Below are 20131 nucleotides of genomic sequence, written 5' to 3' on the forward strand. Positions count from 1 at the left end.
AAGTACAAGTATATGCCACTAAAAATGATTACTGTATCATCTTTAAATTAATCACCTCCTGCTCGGTCAGGTGGCGCCAATGGCCTCGTGGCAAATCCTTTTTGGTGAGTCCGGCAAAAATAACCCGATCCAGTTTGGTGACCTCATAGCCCAAATGTTCAAAAATGCGGCGTACAATACGGTTGCGTCCGCTGTGGATTTCCACCCCAACCTCACGCTTGGGTGCTCCTTGGATAAAGCTGATGCTATCCACATCAATGGTTCCGTCCTCCAGTTCCAAACCGGCTTCAATCTGGTGCAAATCGGCCAAACTTAAACTTTTGTCCAAATGCACATGGTAGATTTTGCGGACCCCATGTTTGGGATGGGTCAATTTTTTGGTCAAATCCCCATCGTTGGTAAAGAGCAAAAGCCCTGTGGTGTTTCGGTCCAAACGGCCAACAGGCAACAAGCGGGCCTTACTGGCACTGGAGATGAGTTCCATCACCGTGCGCCTCCCCTTTTCGTCACTGGTGGTAGTGATAAAATTCTTGGGTTTGTTCAAGAGAATGTATTCTTTCTTTTCGGGATTCAGGCGTTTGCCGTCAAAACGAACATCATCGGAACGTTTTACCTTAAAACCCATTTCGGTAATGACCTTTCCGTTCACGGTAACATTGCCCGCCGCGATATACGTATCGGCTTCCCTTCGGGAACAGATTCCCGCATTGGCAATGTAGCGGTTCAACCGAATCTCATCTGGATTTGATGGTTTTCTGGGGGTGCTTTTCTTTTCGGCGGAATTGAACTTTTTGGAATGGGGCTTTCTCTCGTATTTGCCCTTGTTGTTCTTTGAAGGTTTCCGCTTTCGGTCATTGTCTGATTTCTTCATCAGTCATAAAATTTTGGCGAAGGTATACATTATTTTTAGGCAAAATACGATGAAATCGCGCTGAATTTTGATAATCTCCAATCTTGGGATAGGCTGTAAAGGATAAGGGAAACCTAAAAAATTTCTTGTTTGGATCCACAAAACCCAAAACCATCAACTGTTAGAGCCAATCCATCAATTTGAACCGGCTTTTTTGGAATGGATTTTAGAACTTCCCGTGTTGGGTACTAAATATGTTTTAACCCCTTAATCAATTTACCATTTAGGTATTGAATTCACCAAAACTACTGATTAGCCTATGACAATTACTGAAATTATAAGCAAGCTGTTCTTACCATTGTCCCTCGCCATTATTATGTTAGGTATGGGAATGAGTTTGGTACCTGCCGACTTCTCCAGGATTTTAAAAAACCCAAAGGCCATTCTGATCGGTTTGACCAATCAACTCATCCTATTGCCCATTGTGGGTTTTCTTCTTGCCGTGTCTTTTGATCTAAGTCCTACAATGGCCGTTGGACTTATGATTTTAGCCACTTGCCCCGGAGGGCCCACCAGCAACTTGATCACCCAAGTCGCCAAGGGCAATATTGCATTGTCTGTTACATTGACCGCCTTTTCCAGTTTAGTGACGGTTTTCACCATTCCTTTTATCCTATCATATGCGTTGGAATATTTTGGTGCGGGTACCGATATCACCATTGAACTGCCCATTTTAGATACCATCATTCAAATTATGGTAATCACTGCCATTCCCATTTTAATTGGTATGATCATCCGAAGGTATAGGGCCGCATTTGCCAAGCGTATGGAAAAACCCATGCGTATCGCTTCCACTGTAATTTTTATTTTAGTTTTTATAGCCGTAATCATGGCAAATATTGATATCATCGGTAGGGGATTGAGAGAAGTTGGGCTTGTAACCTTATTGCTGAACGTCTTGACCATGGGATTGGGCTATCTTGCCTATAAATTGTTCAAATTGGACTTAAAAAGCGCCATTTCCATAACTGTGGAGAGTGGTATACAGAACGGAACATTGGCTTTTGTGATTGCTACCTCCATATTGAAGAATGTGGAAATGGGCATTCCCACAGGTGCGTATGCCATATGGATGTTCATAACTGGGGGAATCTTGATGTGGCAACTTGGAAAAAGACCCGATATGGCGTAATGCACGGGCTAAACCAAGGTTGGGACCGATACGTTCATTGTTTATAAAATCCGGTTCAACACCAAATCCACATCAATCAACAGAATGCTGAAAACCCCAGCTACAATAATGAATTTCAATATGTTGTGAAGCCACACGTAGTGTCTTTTGTCCTTGGATTTCCATAAAAGCACCAAAAACAGGATCAAAAGGGCAATGCAGGCAATGAAATAGAGGTACATATAGCCCACATCAAAGGTTTTGATGAGCAACAAGGCGGGAATCAAGGTCAAAACAATCAAGAGCGCAATAATGAATTTGGAAACTTTTGGGCCATAAATTATGGGAATGGTCCGGTAGTTTTGGGCCATGTCGCCCGCCATGTTTTCCAAGTCCTTGATCATCTCCCGGGCCAAAATCAATAAAAACAGAAAAAGGGCATGCACAAAAATGACCGTTTGAAAGTTTCTGTAGTACACAAACACCACAAAAAAGGGAGCTATGGCCAAGGTGGCCGAGACCAAGTTTCCAATAAACGGAATCCGTTTTAGTTTGTGGGAATAGAACCAAATTCCAAAAATATAGGCCGAAAAAAACAAAACCGCCCGAAACGAAATGTAACTGGCGGCCAACACCGCCACAAAATTCAGGATGAAATAGGTGGTCAACTTAAACCGCTGGCTCACCAGTCGGTCCAGCATACTTTTGGCAGGTTTGTTGATCAAATCCTTCTCGGCATCATAAAAATTATTGATGATGTACCCACTGGCAATCACCAGTGCCGAAGCGGTAACGATCAAAAAAAGATTGAGGTCAAAAACCACTTGCCGAAGGGGAATGTTTGGAGACAGGATATAGATCGAGGCCAAATATTGGGCCAGGGTAATCACCAGAATATTGTACCCGCGCACCACAGAGAATAGACTCAATAGCTTAAAAAGCAAGAGTTTGTTTTTTCTGCTAAGCATGGGATTGCTTTTAGAAGTTGTACACTACTTCCAAATTGTAGTCTTTGAGTGCTTTTTTGGCTTTGTCCAAATCCTCGGTAAAGCCCAAAATATATCCGCCACCGCCAGAGCCGCAAAGTTTTAGGTAATAGTCATTGGTTTCAATTCCGTGTTTCCACAACTGGTGGAACTTGGCCGGAATCATGGGTTTAAAATGGTCCAAAACTACATGGGAAAGCTGTTTTAGGTTGCCAAAGAGGGATTTTACATTTCCGTTCAAGAAATCCTCCACACAGGCATCGGTATGTTTTACAAACTGGTTCTTGATCATGTTACGAAAACCTTCCTGCTTCATTTTCTCCATAAAAATCTGAACCATGGGAGCGGTTTCTCCCGTGATTCCACTGTCCAACAAAAACACGGCGCCTTTACCGTTGGTATTTTGGGATGGAATACTGGTAGATTCAATATTATCTTGGGAATTTATGAGTATGGGCAGGCTGAGATAACTGTTCAACGGATCTAATCCAGAAGATTTTCCATGGAAAAAAGATTCCATTTTTCCGAAGATTTTCTTCAATTTCAACAGTTTGTCCCGGGTGAGATTTTCAAGAACGGTAATCTTGTCGTTGGCATATTTATCGTAGATGGCGGCCACCAAGGCCCCGCTACTTCCAATGCCATACCCCTGCGGAATGGAACTGTCAAAATACATGCCATTGGCGATGTCCTTTTCCAAGGTTTCCATGTCAAAAGAGACCAATCCCTTTTCCTGTTTTTCTATATTTTTTAGGTATTCAGCGAAGGCTTTGAGGCTCTCATTGGACTTTTTGGCCAACTCAGAGGCATTTTTGTCCCGCTTTAAAGCCCCTTTAAAAAAATTGTAGGGAATTGAAAGACCTTTGGAGTCTTTGATGATACCATACTCTCCGAAAAGCAGAATCTTAGAATAAAATAATGGACCTTTCATATGCTTCTACCAAGATACAAACAATTTTGTTTAATTTTCAATACATTCCGATAAACAAAACGGTTTTCTCCTTGAAATCACTGATTTCTTTTGTAATACGGGACAAATAACGCAAAAAAACAGCTTTGCTGTTATTTCTTACCCATTATTTTTTTGGCGCCTACGCCAATTCGGTCGCAAATATAGTGCCCTTTCTCACAGTGTACAACCAATTCATCCTGAATAAATTGTATCGCTTTTTCCTTTATCGATTCTGGATAGAGCACGTGTACATTGGCCCCAGCATCCAAGGTAAAACAAATGGGAACCTTGCTCTCGTTCCTATACTTCCAAATTTTGTTGATGATTTCCAAGGTATCGGGTTTCATCAAGATAAAATAAGGCATGCTGGTCATCATCATGGCATGGAGGGTCAGCGCCTCACTTTCCACTATTTTGATGAAATTTTCCAAATCCCCATCGGCAAAAATGGATTTCAGCTTGTCCAAATTATCATAAGCCTGTTGAAAACGGTTTTGGGCATAGGGGTGGCCGTGCATCAAATCATGCCCCACAGAACTGCTCACCTGTTTTTGACCTTTGTGCACCAATAAAATGGTGTTGTGATACTTATTGAAAACCGGATTCACCTCAAACGGATATTTAATTCCAAAGAGGTTTGAGCTATTGGAAATATGGGGGTGTTCTCCCCACTGGATCAAATCGCCCTCTATGCTCCTGCAGGCACTTCCAGAACCCAATCGGGCTAAAAACGATGCCTTTTTTTTGAAAAATCCGTCATCCATTTCCGGGCTCAATTGTTTTTCAATCTCCATCAAGCAAAGTGACAGTGCTGCCATTCCACTTGCCGATGATGCAATGCCACTGCTGTGCGGAAAAGAGTTTGAGGTCTCAATGGTAAAATGGTACTCCTTCAAAAAGGGGACATAGGCCTCAATCCGACCAAAAAAAGTATTGATCTTGGGCTTGAAATCGGCCTTGGGCTTTCCTTCAAAAAGCAAATCAAAAGAGAATCCTTCTGTATTGCTCTCTTTCTTTTGATATGAAACGGTGGTTGTGGTGGCACAGGCATCCAACGTAAAGCTGATGGAAGGGTTTGCCGGGACTTGATCGGCCAATTTGCCCCAATATTTCACCAAAGCAATATTGCTGGGTGCTTTCCATGTCACTTTTCCCTTATCTGAAAAATGTTGGTATGGTGTGGGCAGAAAATCTTTTTCCGTCATGGGAAAGCTATTTGGGCAAATATACGGTTGGAACACACGTATTGGAAATTGGATTGAAATAAATTCTTATTTTAGACGGAGTTGCACCAACCATGAAAAAAAGAATCATTTACATTGCCATAAGCGTTGCTGTCTGTCTTCTGATAGGATTTTTAGCCGGATTTGCTACGCAAAGTTCCGTGAATGATTGGTACGTTACCTTGAACAAACCTGAGTTTACACCTCCCAATTCCCTTTTTGCACCCGTTTGGACAGTGCTGTATATCCTCATGGGAGTGGCGGCAGGGATTGTTTGGTCCAAGGGATACCACCATGTTTGGGTAAAGACCGCACTGTACCATTTTGTATTTCAACTGCTGGTGAACGCGTTATGGAGCATTGTTTTTTTTGGACTGAAAAATCCGTTTGCCGCACTTTTGGTCATCTTGGTGTTAATGACATTGATCATACTGACCATAAAATGGTTTAACGTCGTGAGCAAACCCGCCGCTATTTTGATGGTTCCTTATTTACTTTGGGTTGGTTTTGCCGCGGTTCTCAACTATAGAATTTGGGAGCTGAATCCTTAGAAAGTGCAAGTTTAAGATTTGGAATTTGGTATGTACAACTCTTATTGCGCCATTTCCAAGAGCTTTTGCATGGTTTTCTGGTTACGGGTGGTGGCCTCCACCTTTAATTTTCGTTCAATAAGATTGTTGTTGAGTTTGGCATTGCCATACCCTTTTTTGCACATCAAATAGACGCATTTTTCCGTAACATGAAAATCTTCGTTGGTAAAACTGAGTTCTTCAAATTGTGCCACCACATCCTTCTCTGGAGCTTGTTTGAGCAATACATAATACAATCTATTTTCCTCCGCTTTATTGGCAAAGGGATTATCTTCCAAAACTTTTTGAATAGCACTCCCGCTGACCACCAAAGTAGGCACTTCGAAGCCAAAATCCTGAGCTATAGCTTTATGAATCGTATGTTCAAGGGTACTTGTCTCCAAAACTTCACTATCAAAGATAATATTGCCACTCTGTATGTAGGTCTGCACATTTTCCAATCCGTTTTGGGTCAAAGTTTCCCGCAATTCGGCCATTTTAATTTTCTTTTGGCCGCTCACATTTATTCCGCGTAAAAGTGCTATAAAAGTCTTCATCCGTATTCTCTAAATAAATTACTCTGATTAATTTTAGTAAATTCAAACGCATTAAATTAACTAAAATGGATCAATATATCCTTGCCTTGGATCAAGGTACTACGAGTTCCCGCGCTGTGGTCTTTGATCAAAAGGGAACCATAATTTCCGTTGCTCAAAAAGAATTCACCCAAATATTTCCCCAACCAGGGTGGGTGGAACACGACCCCAGTGAAATCTGGGCCACCCAAGCAGGAATGGCAGCCGAAGCTGTGAGCAAAAAGGGGCTAAAAGGGGAACAAATGGCCGCTATTGGCATCACCAATCAACGGGAAACGGTAGTGGTCTGGGACAGAAACACTGGGGAACCCGTTTACAATGCCATTGTTTGGCAAGATAAGCGTACAGCGGATTATTGCGATGAATTGAAAAGTCAGGGGAAATCCCAAATGATTCGGGAAAAGACCGGACTTGTCATTGATTCCTATTTTTCTGGAACCAAAGTGAAATGGATTCTGGACCATCTAGACGGGGCTCGAAAAAAAGCAGAGGCCGGGGAATTGGTCCTCGGCACAATCGACACCTGGCTCATTTGGAAAATGACCGAGGGCAAGCTCCACATCACAGACGTTACCAACGCCTGCCGCTCCATGCTGTTCAACATCAATACCATGGATTGGGACGATGAGCTTCTGGATCTTTTGACCATACCCAAAAGCATGCTTCCGCAAGTAAAGCAATCCAGTGAGGTCTATGGGTATACCAGTCCCAATTTCTTTGCTTCCAAAATACCGATTGCCGGAATTGCAGGGGACCAACAAGCTGCCTTGTTCGGGCAGATGTGCACTAAAAAGGGGATGGTAAAAAATACCTATGGCACCGGTTGTTTTATGTTGATGAACATTGGTGACAAGCCCATTGTTTCCGAAAACAAACTCTTGACCACGGTAGCTTGGAAAATCAACGGTAAAACCCAATATGCCCTTGAAGGTAGTATTTTTATCGCTGGAGCGGTGGTACAATGGCTTCGGGACAGTCTTGGCATCATTAAAAAGTCTTCCGACGTGGAAAAATTGGCCGGTTCGGTGGATAGTTCCGAAGGAGTTTATTTTGTACCTGCTTTTGCAGGATTGGGTGCTCCACATTGGAACCAACGGGCCCAGGGGACTATTTTTGGACTTACGCGGGGCAGTACTGATGCCCATATTGCACGGGCCGCTCTGGAGTCCATTGCCTACCAGACCATGGACATTTTAAAGGCCATGGAAGCGGATTCGGGCATCTCCATCAAGGAACTTCGGGTTGATGGCGGGGCCACGGTGAATGATATGCTGATGCAGTTTCAGGCTGATGTATTGAATACCATTACGGTTCGACCAAAAATTGTGGAAACCACTGTTATGGGCGCTGCCTATTTGGCCGGATTGGCCGTTGGCTATTGGGAAAGCACAGATGAAATCCAGGATATTTGGCAGGCTGATGTGCATTTTAAGCCTTCAACTGACCGGGAAACGATTGAAAAAGGCATTCAAGGTTGGTACAGGGCCATAAAAGCATTGGAATATTGGACAGAGAATCCCAAATAATCGAACAAATAATAACCAAACCATTAACTTTTATCCTCATTTTCTATGACTCCTTTTATTGCTGAGATTGTAGGCACCTTTTTGCTCATGCTTTTGGGGTGCGGCGTAAATGCCAATGTTTCATTACAAAAAACCTACGGTTCGGGTTCGGGCTGGATCGTCATCACCACAGGATGGGCCTTTGCGGTCTACACTGGGGTGGTGGTAGCGGGGCCTTATAGTGGCGCACACATCAATCCCGCCATTACCATTGGCTTGGCCGTTGCCGGTGAATTTCCCGTACATGACATTGCACCATACATCATCGCTCAATTTATCGGTGCCATGTTGGCTGCTTTTTCAGTTTGGTTGATCAACAAGGATCATTTTGATGCCACTCCCAACGGTGACACCAAAAGAGCGGTTTTCTGTACTGGCCCTGCCATCCCAAATACTTTTTTGAACCTCCTTACTGAAATCTTGGGCACTTTTGTGCTGATGTTTGCCGTACTTTATTTTACCGATGCTACAATTTCTTCGGACAATACCATTATTGGTTTGGGATCTTTGGGAGCCCTTCCCGTTGCCCTGATTGTTTGGGGCATAGGTCTATCATTGGGAGGTCTTACCGGTTATGCCATAAATCCAGCGCGGGATTTGGGACCAAGAATTGTGCATGCCTTATTGCCCATAAAAGATAAAGGGTCCAGTGGTTGGGCGTATTCTTGGATTCCGGTTGTGGGGCCCATTTTAGGGGCGGCCTTGGCAGCAGGAATTGCGATGCTTTTGAATTGATATTATTCTTGAGATGCAATGGCACGTGCGACCAGAAAAGCTCCGGTCCAGGCATTTTGGAAGTTGAACCCTCCGGTAATGGCATCCACATTGATGATTTCCCCAGCAAAATAGAGGTTGGGATGCAACTTGCTCTCGAAGGTCTTAAAGTTGATTTCCTTTAAGTCCACCCCACCGGCCGTGACAAATTCTTCTTTAAACGTACTTTTTCCTTCCACCCGAAAGGAACAGGCGGTAAGTTGCTTGGCCAAGTTGTTGAGTTTCTCTTTGGTGATGTCGGCCCATTTTTCATCTTTTTGGATGTGTGCCGCTTCCACCAGTTTGACCCACAACCGCCTTGGAAGATTAACGGCTTGGGTACGCGCTACCGTTTTTTTAGATTCCACTTCCTTCACTTTCTTTAGAAAGCCTTCCATAGATCCGGTGGTATATTCCGGGGTCCAGTTGACAATCACTCGAAATGCATAATTGTACTCATGGAGAATGTTGGCTCCCCATGCGGAAAGTTTTAAAATGGCCGGGCCGCTCAGTCCCCAGTGGGTAATCAAAATAGGGCCTTCAGAACGAAGTACCGGCTCATCCTTGACCACACTTTTCAACCCCAAGTCGCTCGTATTGGTAGAAAAAATTCGTTTGGGGGGAATTTCCACGGAAACATCAGCACTAATGCCTTGAATTCCCCTAATCCGTTCATCTTTTATATTGAACGTAAATAGTGAGGGAACGGGAGAAACAATGGTATGCCCCAAATCTTTCAACTGATTCCATATTTTGGTATTGCTTCCCGTGGCCAGCAACAGTTTTTTGGTTTGATAGTGCTTGTTCATGGTGGTGACCTGCCACCCATCACCATGCTTTGTAAACTGTTTTACAGCACTATTCCTCAATACTTTTACCCCAAGACGTTGGGCTTCGCTTTCAAAACAATCGATTATGGTTTGGGAAGAATCACTTTTGGGAAAGACACGGCCGTCTTCCTCAATTTTGAGCGAAACGCCCCGCTCTTCAAAAAACGTCATGACATCCATGGGGGCGTGGGAATGGAACGGCCCCAAAAGTTCCTTTTCGCCGCGTGGGTAATTGGCAACCAGTTCCTTGGGGTCAAACGCTCCATGGGTGACATTACAGCGCCCACCACCGGAGACCTTTACTTTGGACAGTACCGTCTTGCCCCGTTCAAAAATGGCCACTTTAAGATGTGGTGCCTGTTCAGCAATATGGATTGCCGCATAGAATCCGGCGGCACCACCTCCCACAATTATGACATCAAACATCAGTGTACCCGCTCAGGATAGTTGGTGATAATCCCATCCACCCCAAAATCCTTCATTTTTTGAATATCTTCGGGTTCATTAACGGTCCATGTGTAGATTTTTAGGTCTTCATCGTGAATCTTGGCCGTATTTTCTGCGGTCAACGTTTTAAAATTGGGATTTATGGCCACGGCATTCAGTTCCTTTGCCACCTCAATGGCCTGCAACGGGTCTTCTTCTGTAAGGATGGCTATTTTCACATCCTTGTTAAACTTCCTCATATCCCTTAACTCATCCCATATAAAACTGGAAATGATGATGTTTTCCGGAGACCAGCCTCTATCCGATATATAATAATTTATGATTTGGTTGACCTTCTCTGCCGTTTTGTATCCCTTCAGTTCAATGTTTAGGGCCACTTGATTGTTGATCAGCTTCAAAATATCCTGGAGCAGTGGAATTTTATGGCCACCTTCCAAAGTAAGCTGCTTCATGGTGAACACATTGTAATCCTCAATCATGCCAATACCGTTGGACAACCTATCCACCGTTTTATCATGAAAGACCACAATTTCCCCACTTTCTATTCTAAACACATCAATCTCGATCATATCCACACCCAAATCCAATGCTTTTTGTACCGAAGCCAAGGTGTTCTCGGTTTCGTGACCCATGGCTCCCCTATGACCAATGACCAGGGTTTTTGATTCTTTCATACCACAACTGTTTAGAAGTAAAATGGCCAAAGAGGCCAAGAGCAAACCTTTTTTCATTCTATTTTTTCTTTAAGTAAGCTAAAAATACAATTTGAAAACGAAATAGGGAATCCTTTTAAGAAACCGAAAAGTATGCCCAAAACAGCCTTAAAAACAATATTGATAATAATATGAGTAAAATTTTATGCATTTGACAATTTTTATTTAATACATTTATCATATTAATAATCAATTAAATAAACCAACATGTTTTCAAAATCTAATTTGCTGGCCACCTTGGTCGGCGCAATTGTCATGTTTTTCTTGGGATACCTTATTTGGGGTATAGCCACAGTAGATTTTTTTGAAGAGCACACTATTGTCAATGTTATGAAGGAAGTTCCCAATTTAGGGCTCATTGCATTGGCAAACTTAATTGCTGTTTTTGCCTTATGCACACTTTACAGTAAATGGGCCAGAGGTCACCATTCAATGGGACAAGGTTTTCAATTTGGAGCTTGGATCGGTGTTTTTATCGGAATTGGAATGGGATTGCTACAATACGCTACAGCAAATTTTATGGATATGACCGCTTATATTGTGGAAGCGGTGATTGATATTGTTTTCTATGGCATCATTGGAATTGTAATTTCCCTTGTTTATCAAAAAACAGCCAAAAAGGAATAAGGTCACTAACCACCTTGAACTTGGGAGAGTGTCTAAAAAGCTCAACCTGACAAACTCAACCTTTTGTTGCTTTTAGACACTCTCTTTTTTATGGCTTCAAACAAAAAATAAAGGATTGCAGGGGTTCTAGTTCCATTTGTATTTCTCCCCTTCCATTACTGATAGAAAGCACCTTATTTACCTCTCCGTAGAGTTGCTCTTCGAGTTGATATCCTTTATTTTCCAATTGCCATTTACTGATGACGTCTTCCGGAACCCTTAGCTGGAAGCCATAGCTTTTATGGGCATCAAAATTGGAAACGATGATGAGTTTTTCATCAGACGACCATCGTACAAAGGAAAATACGCGATGGTCATACCCTTGGGTGTGGTCCTTATTGTAATAGTGGATTTCTTGGTAGTCTCCCATCAACGCATTGCTTTCAATGGTAAAATTTAAAAGGCGTTGGTAAAAATCACGTAAATTTCTTTCCTCTTCTGAAAGTTGGCCACCATCAAATTTTTTGTTGTTCATCCATCGTTGGTGATGGGGCACTCCGATGTAATCAAAAATGGAAGTGCGGGTGGGTTTGCCAAAACCGGCATCCTCGGCACCGGGCTCCCCAACTTCCTGTCCGAAATAAATCATGGTGGGTGACGTACTGATCGTGGCCGAAACCACCATCGCAGGTTTGGCCAATTGGGCATCGCCCACAAAATCGGGACTGGCAATACGCTGTTCATCATGGTTTTCCAAAAAATGGAGCATGTGATGTTCAATATCCGCCATTTTTTTCTGAACTACGGGAATATGATCTGTCCAACCATAGCCCTTCATAATATGCTTGATGCTATCATAAAGGTCCACTTTGTCGTACAGATAATCCATTTTTCCCAAGTGGATATATGCTCTATATAAATCTGGATTATAGACCTCAGCCATCAAAAAGGCATTTGGGTTTTTCATTTTGATATTGGAATTCAGATAGCTCCAAAACTCCACTGGAACCATTTCGGCCATGTCAAACCGGAAACCATCCACTCCAAAATCCAACCAGTACAAAGCAATATCCTTGAACTTGTACCACGAATCGGGCAGGGCCTTGTCTTTCCAAAATTCGAAATGGGCTTTATAATCCTTTGTCCAAAAATCTCCGGGCAGCTCCTCAAAATCTTTGGTGCCATCAGGGCGAATGCCATAGTTGACCTTCACGGTTTCGTACCAATCGTTGAAATTCGGTTGGGCCAATCGGGAACCATTGCCCGTCCATTTGGCAGGAATTTCCTCAAACTTGGCATCAACCAAAGGGTTTTCCTCTCCGCCAAGCGGCAAATACACATTATCCCATTCGGGGACTTTGAAGGCTTCTCCGGGAATGTAGTAGAAATTATTGTTGACATCATATTCCTTGCTGGTATCATCACTGGCCCCAAAATCTTCCACCCCTTCTGGATTGGTGACTCCCTCATAATTTCGGGCCACGTGGTTGGGCACGATATCGATGATGACCTTCATACCCGTTTTGTGGGTGCGATCTATAAGTGCTTTGAACTCGTCCAATCGCTTTGCAGGATCAATCGCCAGATCTGGGTTTACATTGTAATAATCCTTGACGGCATACGGGGAGCCGGCACGGCCCTTGACCACATCGGGGTCATCATTGGAAATGCCGTAGGCGGTATAGTCATTGATCAAAGCATGGTGCGGCACCCCAGTGTACCAAATATGGGTAATGCCCAAATCTTTGATTTCTCCCAAAGCTCCATCCGTGAAATCCGCAAATTTACCCACCCCATTTTCCTCGATAGTACCCCAAGGCTTATTGGTGGTATTGGTATTTCCAAAAAGTCGGGTGAAAACCTGATAGACTACAGCTTTTTTCTTCATAGGTGGCTCGGTGGGCTTTTGGTTGCTGTTCTGCTTGCATGAATATACTACGCCCAACACAATCAAAAAAGTGATGAGGCGGTTAGTTTTCATGCCTTTGTGGTTTCTCCGGGAATCAACTTGACCGATTTTCCATCCACCTGAATGGTCAATGGCTTATTTCCATTGATTTCAAATGAACTGCCATTTGCGGAAACATGGATGGTGATAATTTGGTTCCTGAAATTGATCTTAAAGGCATAGGATTTCCATTGGTCTGGGATTCGGGGTGCAAAGCACAGTTGATCATTCAACACCCGCATGCCCCCAAAACCTTCCACAATGCTCATCCACGTACCGGCCATGGAAGTAATGTGAAGCCCTTCTTTGACTTCCTTGTTGTAATCGTCCAAGTCCAATCTTGAGGTTCGTAAATAAAAGGTGTATGCCTGTTCCATTCTCCCCAATTTGGCAGCTTGGATGCTGTGCACACAAGGTGATAGCGAAGACTCATGCACCGTGAACGGCTCGTAGAAATCAAAATGGCGCTCCAGTTCTTCTTGGCTGAAATGATCCTCAAAGAAATAGAATCCTTGAAGCACATCTGCTTGTTTAATGTAGGGCGACCTCAAAATTCGGTCCCAACTCCATTTTTGGTTGATGGGTCGTTCGGACTTGTCCAAATCCTGAACCTTGACCATTTCCTTGTCCAAAAATCCATCTTGTTGTAGAAATACATCATGTTTTTCTGTATATGGAAAATACATGTTGTTGGCCACCTTGCCCCAATCTTCGGTCTCGCTTTGGGTCAAGTTTGTTTTGCCAATTATTCTTTTATACTCCTCTGGATGGGATTCCTGTACTTTTTTGAGCTGTTCCAAGGCATATTCAATGCACCATTGGGCCAAATAGTTGGTGTACCAGTTATTGTTGACGTTGTTTTCGTACTCATTGGGTCCGGTAACGCCCAACATCACATATTTTTGCTTGTCTTCGGAAAAATTGACCCGTTGGTGCCAGAATCGGGCTATCCCGACCAACACTTCCAAACCCATTTTTGGGATATAGCTATAATCTCCGGTGAAGCGATGGTAATTATAAATGGCGAAGGCAATGGCCCCATTTCTATGGATTTCCTCAAAAGTGATTTCCCATTCGTTATGGCATTCCTCTCCGTTCATCGTTACCATGGGATAGAGGGCCGCCCCATTTGAAAAGCCCAGTTTTTGGGCATTTTCTATCGCCTTTTCCAGATGGTTATACCGATATTTCAGCAGGTTCCAAGCAACATCTTGGTTTTTTGTAGCCATATAAAAGGGCAGGCAATAGGCTTCGGTGTCCCAATAGGTGCTCCCCCCGTATTTTTCACCCGTAAATCCCTTTGGGCCGATATTCAAACGGGAATCTTTGCCCAAATACGTTTGGTTGAGCTGAAAAATATTGAAACGGATGCCTTGCTGTGCCTTTACGTCGCCTTCAATGGTAATGTCGCTCATTTCCCAAATCTGGGCCCAAGCCTCTTTTTGATTTTGTAGGAGGGCATCAAACCCCAATTGTGAGGCTTTATCCAAAACGGTATGGGCTGCTTTTTGTAATTTATCCTTGGGATGGTTTCTGTCCACGGTGTAGCCCCCGAATTTTATCAAGGTCAAGGTTTCGTCCTTGTTGACCTTGGTTATATAGGAATGGCCTACGGATGTATCATCTTTTTGGGTAGTTGGCTTTACATCGGATTTGGCGCCATCAACATATAGTTCGCTCTGCATAAAGGTACAGACGGAAAAATTGGTCTTCATGGTGTGGGAAGCCACAAAGGCCCTGTTTCCTTCCGAAGCAATGTCGGTGATGTTCCAGAACTTATCATCCCAATTGCTATCCTTATTTTTGATGCCTCCATCCAAATAGGGGACCATGACCACTTCGGCATCCGAATTCAGAATCTGCAGGTTATATTGAATTGCCCCGGTTTCATCCAAATCCAAGCTCAAGAACCTGACGACTTCTACAGCAATTTTCAAGTCGTTGGGCATGGTGGCCACAAAGCTGCGTTTGTACCAACCTTCCTTCATGTTGAGCTCACGACGGAAGTGGTCCACTTCTTTACAGGTGTTCAGGTCTAGGGGGGTATCATTAATGGTGATGTCAATCCCGATCCAATTGGGGGCATTGAGCACTTTGGCAAAATATTCGGGATACCCATTTTTCCACCATCCCACACGGGTTTTGTCCGGATAATACACGCCAGCAATATAGCTGCCTTGAAACGTTTCGCCTGAGTATTGCTCTTCAAAGTTGGCGCGTTGTCCCATGGCCCCATTGCCAATACTGAAAAGGCTTTCGGAGGATTCCACCTGTTCGTTGCTAAACCCTTCCTCTATAATGGACCAAGGGTGTGCTTTTATATAATCCTGATTCATTGCTTATACCAAAAATTGTTAAGCAAATGTAGGTAGCTTTATGATAAGGACATTATAAACTTAGTGAAATATGGAGTCCCTGATGACCAGGGTAGGCTCCAAAGTTTTGGTCTGGAAGGTTTCCTCCTCTTCTTTTTCGCCTTCTACCTTATCAATCAACATTTGAGCGGAAATCTCTCCCATTTTTTCACCGTGCTGGGCCACTACCGTTAAACTGGGATAGGCGTATTTTGACAAAAAGCCATCGGTAAAGCCAATAAATGAAATGTCTTCAGGTATCTTGAGCCCCTTTTCTTGGGCCAAGCGCATACTATAGACCGCAAATATTTCATTGACACACAAAACAGCATCAACTTTCTGGGTTTCAAAAAAGTCCTTGATTCTTTCCTCATCCATTTCCATGGAAGAAAGCTTGAGTATTCTGGATTCGTCCACACCCAAACCACTTTCAATCAGTGCTTTTCTATACCCCATGGTACGGGCCTTGCTCACGCTCAGGTAATCGTCCGTTGTGATCAAAGCTATTTTTTTTCTTCCTTCATCAATGAGTCTTTTGGTGGCCATATAAGCGCCCAGTTCGTCATCAATGATGACTTTGTCGCAGTCTATTTCATTTGTGATTCGGTCAAAAAGTACTACGGGAATCCCTTGTTCGGTAACTTCCTTTAGGTGGTTGTAGTCTGCTTTTTGTTGGGTCTCCGAGGACAGTGACATGATAAATCCATCTATACTTCCATTGGCCAACATCTCCATGTTGATCACTTCCTTGTCAAAGGACTCTTCTGAAAGGCAAACGATCACATTATATCCTCTGGCATTTGCATATTTTTCGATTCCCCGGATAACAGTGGTAAAAAAATGATGCACAATATCTGGGATGACCACCCCTATGTTCTTGGTCCTTTTATTTTTGAGGCTAATGGCAATGTTGTTGGGCTTATAATTATAAAGCTTAGCAAAAGCCTGTACTTTTTCCTTGGTATCCCTGCTGATTTCCTCACTGTTCTTTAGTGCTTTTGAAACTGTGGAAATGGACACTTCAAGTTCTCTTGCTATATCTTTTAGGGTAATCTTCACTTTTTAATAAGGCTAATTTGGTTTCACTGTATACGGCAGGAAATTACGGAAAATGGAAAAGCGACTTGGTCAAAACCATGCTTTTTAACAAAAAGAAGGTGACAGATCAAAAAAACTCTTATCAAAATGTTAATGGCCGCTAAAAAATAAAAACACTATATTAGTGGTAAAATTGCATATTTCTTAATTATTTGTATTTATATTACGATATAAGTGTTGAATACACATTAATTTTATCACCCTTCTAAAGAATTAAAGTTATCAACACGAAACCGTTTTCGTTTCATATTGTAATATAGATAAATTTAGATTAACATTTTTTTTATATATGTTTAACACTTGAATTAAAATTAACTAAACTTAAAATTAACTATTTATGAAGATTACGCTACTTAGAAGCCTTTTGCTGCTTGGAGCTTTTTTATGCTTCAGTTTGGCAAAAGCTCAGACAGTATCTGGTACTGTTTCGGACGCTACCGGACCATTACCGGGAGCAAGCGTATTGGTTAAAGGAACGACCAATGGTACGCAAACCGACTTTGATGGTAATTACACTTTGGATGGTATCGGCGAATCGGCCACACTTGTGTTCAGTTACATTGGATACAAAACCATTGAGACTGCCGTTAATGGAAGATCTACCATTAACATCACAATGGAGGAAGATACCCAGGCATTGGATGAAGTGGTAATCATTGGTTATGGTCAAACCACTATTAAAGATGCAACGGGTGCCGTGGCAGCCGTAACCTCGGAAGATTTCAACGGAGGTGTCATTGCTTCACCGGAACAATTGATCCAAGGTAAAACTGCCGGGGTCCAGATTACTCAGGCAAGTGGTGCCCCTGGAGATGGGGTTGCCATTAGGATTAGGGGGACAAACTCTGTACGTTCCAACAACAATCCACTTTTTGTTGTGGATGGTGTTCCACTTTCAGGGGCAAATACTTCTCCTTCCAGTGGTGATACAGGTCTCGGTACATCTACTTCTTCAAACCCTTTGAATTTCTTGAATCCGAGCGACATAGAAAGTATAAGTGTTCTTAAAGATGCTTCTGCAACAGCCATCTATGGTTCACGTGGAGCGAACGGTGTGGTGATCATTACCACTAAGACAGGTAGAGGTAGCCAAGGAGGAAAGTTTGAATTTTCTTCAAACCTAAGCATTTCATCCCCGGCCAACGATTACGATTTGTTGGGCAGGGAAGATTTCTTGGATGCCGTGGAACAGTTTGGGGGAGATCGTGATGCACAAGATTTTGGCTATGATACAGATTGGCAAGATTATGTGACCCGTACGGTGGCTTCCCAAAACCAGAACCTTTCCTATTCCAACAACTATGGCAAAGGTAACATTAGGGCCACTTTTGGGTACGGAAAACAATTTGGGGTCATTGAAAATTCCGATTTGGAAAGAATCACTGGCCGTATAAACGCCACCCATAGGTTCTTGGATGACAACCTTACCCTCAATTTACAGGGAACGATCTCAAGAGTCAATGAACAAAGGGCCCCATTAAGTGGTAGTGCCGGTTTTAACGGGGACTTGCTTGGTGCAGCTTACTCTGCCAACCCAACTTGGCCAACCAGTCCATCTTTTTCAGCAGCTGGAGGTCTTCTTAGCCCAGCCACCTTAATAGAGGAAGTGCGAACAACAAGTAATGTAAACAGAGTTCTATTGAATGGCTCCGTGGAGTACAAGTTTACTCCAGAATTGACGGGTAAAATCAACTTGGGATACGATAAATCGGATGGTGAAACACTAGCACTTACCACAAGAGATGCTATAAACGCCGGAAGAAACGTTCAAGGTAATGGTCGAGGAAACTTTAACACCCTTGATCTGGAAAACAGACTTATTGAAGCAACTTTGAACTATCGCAAAGAGTTTGATAATTCTTATCTGGATGCCATCGTGGGCTATTCTTTCCAAGACTTCGGCACCAGTGGCCGTAACGTTGAAGGGTTCGGTTTCTCCTCTTCAGATTTTAACGTCATGGAGGACAATTTAAGAACATCTGTAAATAGCACGCAAGCCCAAATAGATGGTCCTTTCCAACAATTTGGCTATGACCCAAGATCCAGTGATATTGTGGTAAACCGACTTTTACCAACAGTTGTTGCTGCAGACCGCCTAACACCAGGTTCATCTTCACGCTCCGTAAGATCTATTGCAGCGGACACTTTTGATAACACAGATGAATTGCAATCATTCTTTGCAAGGGTCAACTACACGTTGATGGACAAGTACTTGTTCACCGCAACCATTAGAGCTGATGGATCATCCAGATTCGGAGGCAACAATCAATATGGTTACTTCCCTTCTGCTGCCTTTGCTTGGAAAATCAGTGAAGAAGATTTTATGGGAGACACCTTCTCCACCCTTAAATTGCGATTGGGTGCAGGTATCACTGGTAACCAAGAAGGTCTTGGATATGGACAGTTCATTAGACGTGAAAGGTTTGGAAGCCCCTCCATTAATGACGCAGGAGAGTTTATTCCACCTGGTATTTCACCCGTTACATTTGCCAATCCCGATTTGAAGTGGGAGGAAACATTGGATTTCAACGTAGGTATTGACTTTGGTTTCAATGCAGATAAAGTTTCTGGTAGCATCAACGTTTACCGCAAGGAGACAACAGATCTACTGTTGAACATAGAGGCGGCACAACCATCGCCACAACCACGTTTCTTCCAAAACTTGGATGCAACCTTGATCAACCAAGGGGTTGAATTTGAAATGAATGTGGATTGGGTAGCTACTGAAGATGTAAACTTTAGCACCTCATTCAATATTGCATACAACGAAAACGAATTGCAGGATTTTGCTGGACAGATTCCTGCAGGTACCATACGTGGTCAGGGACTTTCATTGGCCTTTGCCCAGATTTTGGCAGGGGACCGACCACTGTTCTCTTACTTCCTCCGTGAGTTTGAAGGATTTGATGAGAATGGACTACCTATTGGGGACGTTCAAACTTTTGTAGGTAAAGATGCCCTACCTGATGTAAATGCTGGTCTATCTTTGAATTTTGGTTATAAAAATTGGGATGCCTCAGCCTATTTCGCAGGTCAATTCGGTTTCTCGGTCTACAACAACACCAGAAACGCATTCTTTACCGCTGGTTCCATTGGTAACGCCAGAAATGTTACTCCAGATGTACTTACAGCCGGTGAAAGCAACTTGGCCTCTGCACCAGTTTCCACAAGATTCTTGGAAGATGGCGATTTTGTCAGACTACAAAACGCATCCATTGGTTATACTGTACCCCTTAGTGGTGACGGTGCGTTGAAAAGCCTTAGACTTTCTGTTACAGGACAAAACCTGTTCTTGATTACAGATTATAGTGGTTTAGATCCTGAAGTTAGCGTACAGCCCGGTACTCCAAACAATGGAGTTAGCGATTTGCTCAACGGTATACCAACTGCCGGAATTGATTATACATCTTTCCCGAGACCAAGAACCATTACCTTCGGCTTAAACGCTACTTTTTAAATAAAAAAATTGA

The 20131-nt window shown here is 43.1% G+C and carries 16 protein-coding genes; 6 read left to right on the forward strand and 10 right to left on the reverse strand.

The window, feature by feature from the left end; translation table 11 throughout:
- Positions 1-28 precede the first annotated feature (28 nt).
- A complete protein-coding gene (locus A7D14_RS14975; protein ID WP_067036365.1) occupies positions 29-871 on the reverse strand; it encodes a pseudouridine synthase in 843 nt (280 codons plus the stop codon).
- A gap of 298 nt (positions 872-1169) precedes the next feature.
- On the opposite strand from A7D14_RS14975, the gene A7D14_RS14980 reads away from it, so the two are divergent.
- On the forward strand, positions 1170-2042 hold the full coding sequence (locus A7D14_RS14980; protein WP_067036368.1) for a bile acid:sodium symporter family protein: 873 nt from the start codon (positions 1170-1172) through the stop codon (positions 2040-2042).
- A 41-nt stretch (positions 2043-2083) separates the two neighbouring features.
- Here A7D14_RS14980 and A7D14_RS14985 read toward each other — a convergent pair whose 3' ends face one another.
- From A7D14_RS14985 to A7D14_RS14995, 3 genes are all read right to left on the reverse strand, one after another.
- Positions 2084-2989, reverse strand: a complete 906-nt coding sequence (locus tag A7D14_RS14985) for a geranylgeranylglycerol-phosphate geranylgeranyltransferase (RefSeq protein ID WP_067036371.1) — start codon at positions 2987-2989, stop codon at positions 2084-2086.
- 10 nt (positions 2990-2999) lie between these two features.
- Positions 3000-3938 carry a mevalonate kinase gene (locus A7D14_RS14990; protein ID WP_067036374.1) on the reverse strand — a complete coding sequence of 313 codons (939 nt, stop codon included), beginning with the start codon at positions 3936-3938 and terminating at the stop codon, positions 3000-3002.
- A 131-nt stretch (positions 3939-4069) separates the two neighbouring features.
- A complete protein-coding gene (locus A7D14_RS14995) occupies positions 4070-5164 on the reverse strand; it encodes a diphosphomevalonate/mevalonate 3,5-bisphosphate decarboxylase family protein (RefSeq protein ID WP_067036377.1) in 1095 nt (364 codons plus the stop codon).
- Between the two features lie 92 nt (positions 5165-5256).
- On the opposite strand from A7D14_RS14995, the gene A7D14_RS15000 reads away from it, so the two are divergent.
- Complete coding sequence (locus tag A7D14_RS15000; protein WP_067036379.1) at positions 5257-5733, forward strand: TspO/MBR family protein; 477 nt, start codon at positions 5257-5259, stop codon at positions 5731-5733.
- A 41-nt stretch (positions 5734-5774) separates the two neighbouring features.
- On the opposite strand, the gene A7D14_RS15005 is transcribed toward A7D14_RS15000, so the two are convergent.
- On the reverse strand, positions 5775-6308 hold the full coding sequence (locus tag A7D14_RS15005) for a DUF1697 domain-containing protein (RefSeq protein WP_067036382.1): 534 nt from the start codon (positions 6306-6308) through the stop codon (positions 5775-5777).
- 65 nt (positions 6309-6373) lie between these two features.
- On the opposite strand from A7D14_RS15005, the gene glpK reads away from it, so the two are divergent.
- Both glpK and A7D14_RS15015 read left to right on the forward strand, forming a co-directional pair.
- Positions 6374-7873 carry a glycerol kinase GlpK gene (gene glpK / locus A7D14_RS15010; RefSeq protein WP_067036385.1) on the forward strand — a complete coding sequence of 500 codons (1500 nt, stop codon included), beginning with the start codon at positions 6374-6376 and terminating at the stop codon, positions 7871-7873.
- A gap of 45 nt (positions 7874-7918) precedes the next feature.
- Positions 7919-8647, forward strand: a complete 729-nt coding sequence (locus tag A7D14_RS15015) for an MIP/aquaporin family protein (protein ID WP_067036389.1) — start codon at positions 7919-7921, stop codon at positions 8645-8647.
- Positions 8648-8649: 2 nt separating this feature from the next.
- Here A7D14_RS15015 and A7D14_RS15020 read toward each other — a convergent pair whose 3' ends face one another.
- Positions 8650-9921, reverse strand: coding sequence for an NAD(P)/FAD-dependent oxidoreductase (locus tag A7D14_RS15020; RefSeq protein ID WP_067036392.1), 1272 nt, complete (start codon positions 9919-9921; stop codon positions 8650-8652).
- The gene (locus A7D14_RS15025; RefSeq protein WP_083158125.1) at positions 9921-10616 is read right to left on the reverse strand and encodes a glycerophosphodiester phosphodiesterase; all 696 of its coding nucleotides are present in this window, start codon (positions 10614-10616) and stop codon (positions 9921-9923) included. The genes A7D14_RS15020 and A7D14_RS15025 overlap by 1 nt, the downstream gene beginning before the upstream one ends.
- A 246-nt stretch (positions 10617-10862) precedes the next feature.
- Here A7D14_RS15025 and A7D14_RS15030 point away from each other — a divergent pair, with 246 nt between their 5' ends.
- Complete coding sequence (locus A7D14_RS15030; protein ID WP_067036398.1) at positions 10863-11282, forward strand: hypothetical protein; 420 nt, start codon at positions 10863-10865, stop codon at positions 11280-11282.
- Positions 11283-11370: 88 nt separating this feature from the next.
- Here the strand turns inward: A7D14_RS15030 and A7D14_RS15035 are convergent, their stop codons facing one another.
- Genes A7D14_RS15035 through A7D14_RS15045 form a run of 3 tightly spaced genes read right to left on the reverse strand, consistent with a single transcriptional unit; the run spans position 11371 to position 16622 of the window.
- Complete coding sequence (locus A7D14_RS15035; RefSeq protein ID WP_067036400.1) at positions 11371-13242, reverse strand: alpha-amylase family glycosyl hydrolase; 1872 nt, start codon at positions 13240-13242, stop codon at positions 11371-11373.
- Positions 13239-15545: a glycoside hydrolase family 65 protein gene (locus A7D14_RS15040; protein ID WP_067036402.1), complete on the reverse strand. Its 2307-nt coding sequence runs from the start codon at positions 15543-15545 to the stop codon at positions 13239-13241. Before A7D14_RS15040 ends, A7D14_RS15035 begins: the two co-directional genes overlap by 4 nt.
- 60 nt (positions 15546-15605) lie before the next feature.
- Positions 15606-16622 carry a LacI family DNA-binding transcriptional regulator gene (locus A7D14_RS15045; RefSeq protein ID WP_067036405.1) on the reverse strand — a complete coding sequence of 339 codons (1017 nt, stop codon included), beginning with the start codon at positions 16620-16622 and terminating at the stop codon, positions 15606-15608.
- A gap of 376 nt (positions 16623-16998) precedes the next feature.
- Here A7D14_RS15045 and A7D14_RS15050 point away from each other — a divergent pair, with 376 nt between their 5' ends.
- Positions 16999-20118, forward strand: a complete 3120-nt coding sequence (locus A7D14_RS15050; protein WP_067036407.1) for a SusC/RagA family TonB-linked outer membrane protein — start codon at positions 16999-17001, stop codon at positions 20116-20118.
- Positions 20119-20131 lie beyond the last annotated feature (13 nt).

This window comes from Allomuricauda sp. CP2A (genome assembly GCF_001683915.1).
In the GTDB taxonomy this organism is placed as follows: Bacteria; Bacteroidota; Bacteroidia; order Flavobacteriales; family Flavobacteriaceae; genus Flagellimonas.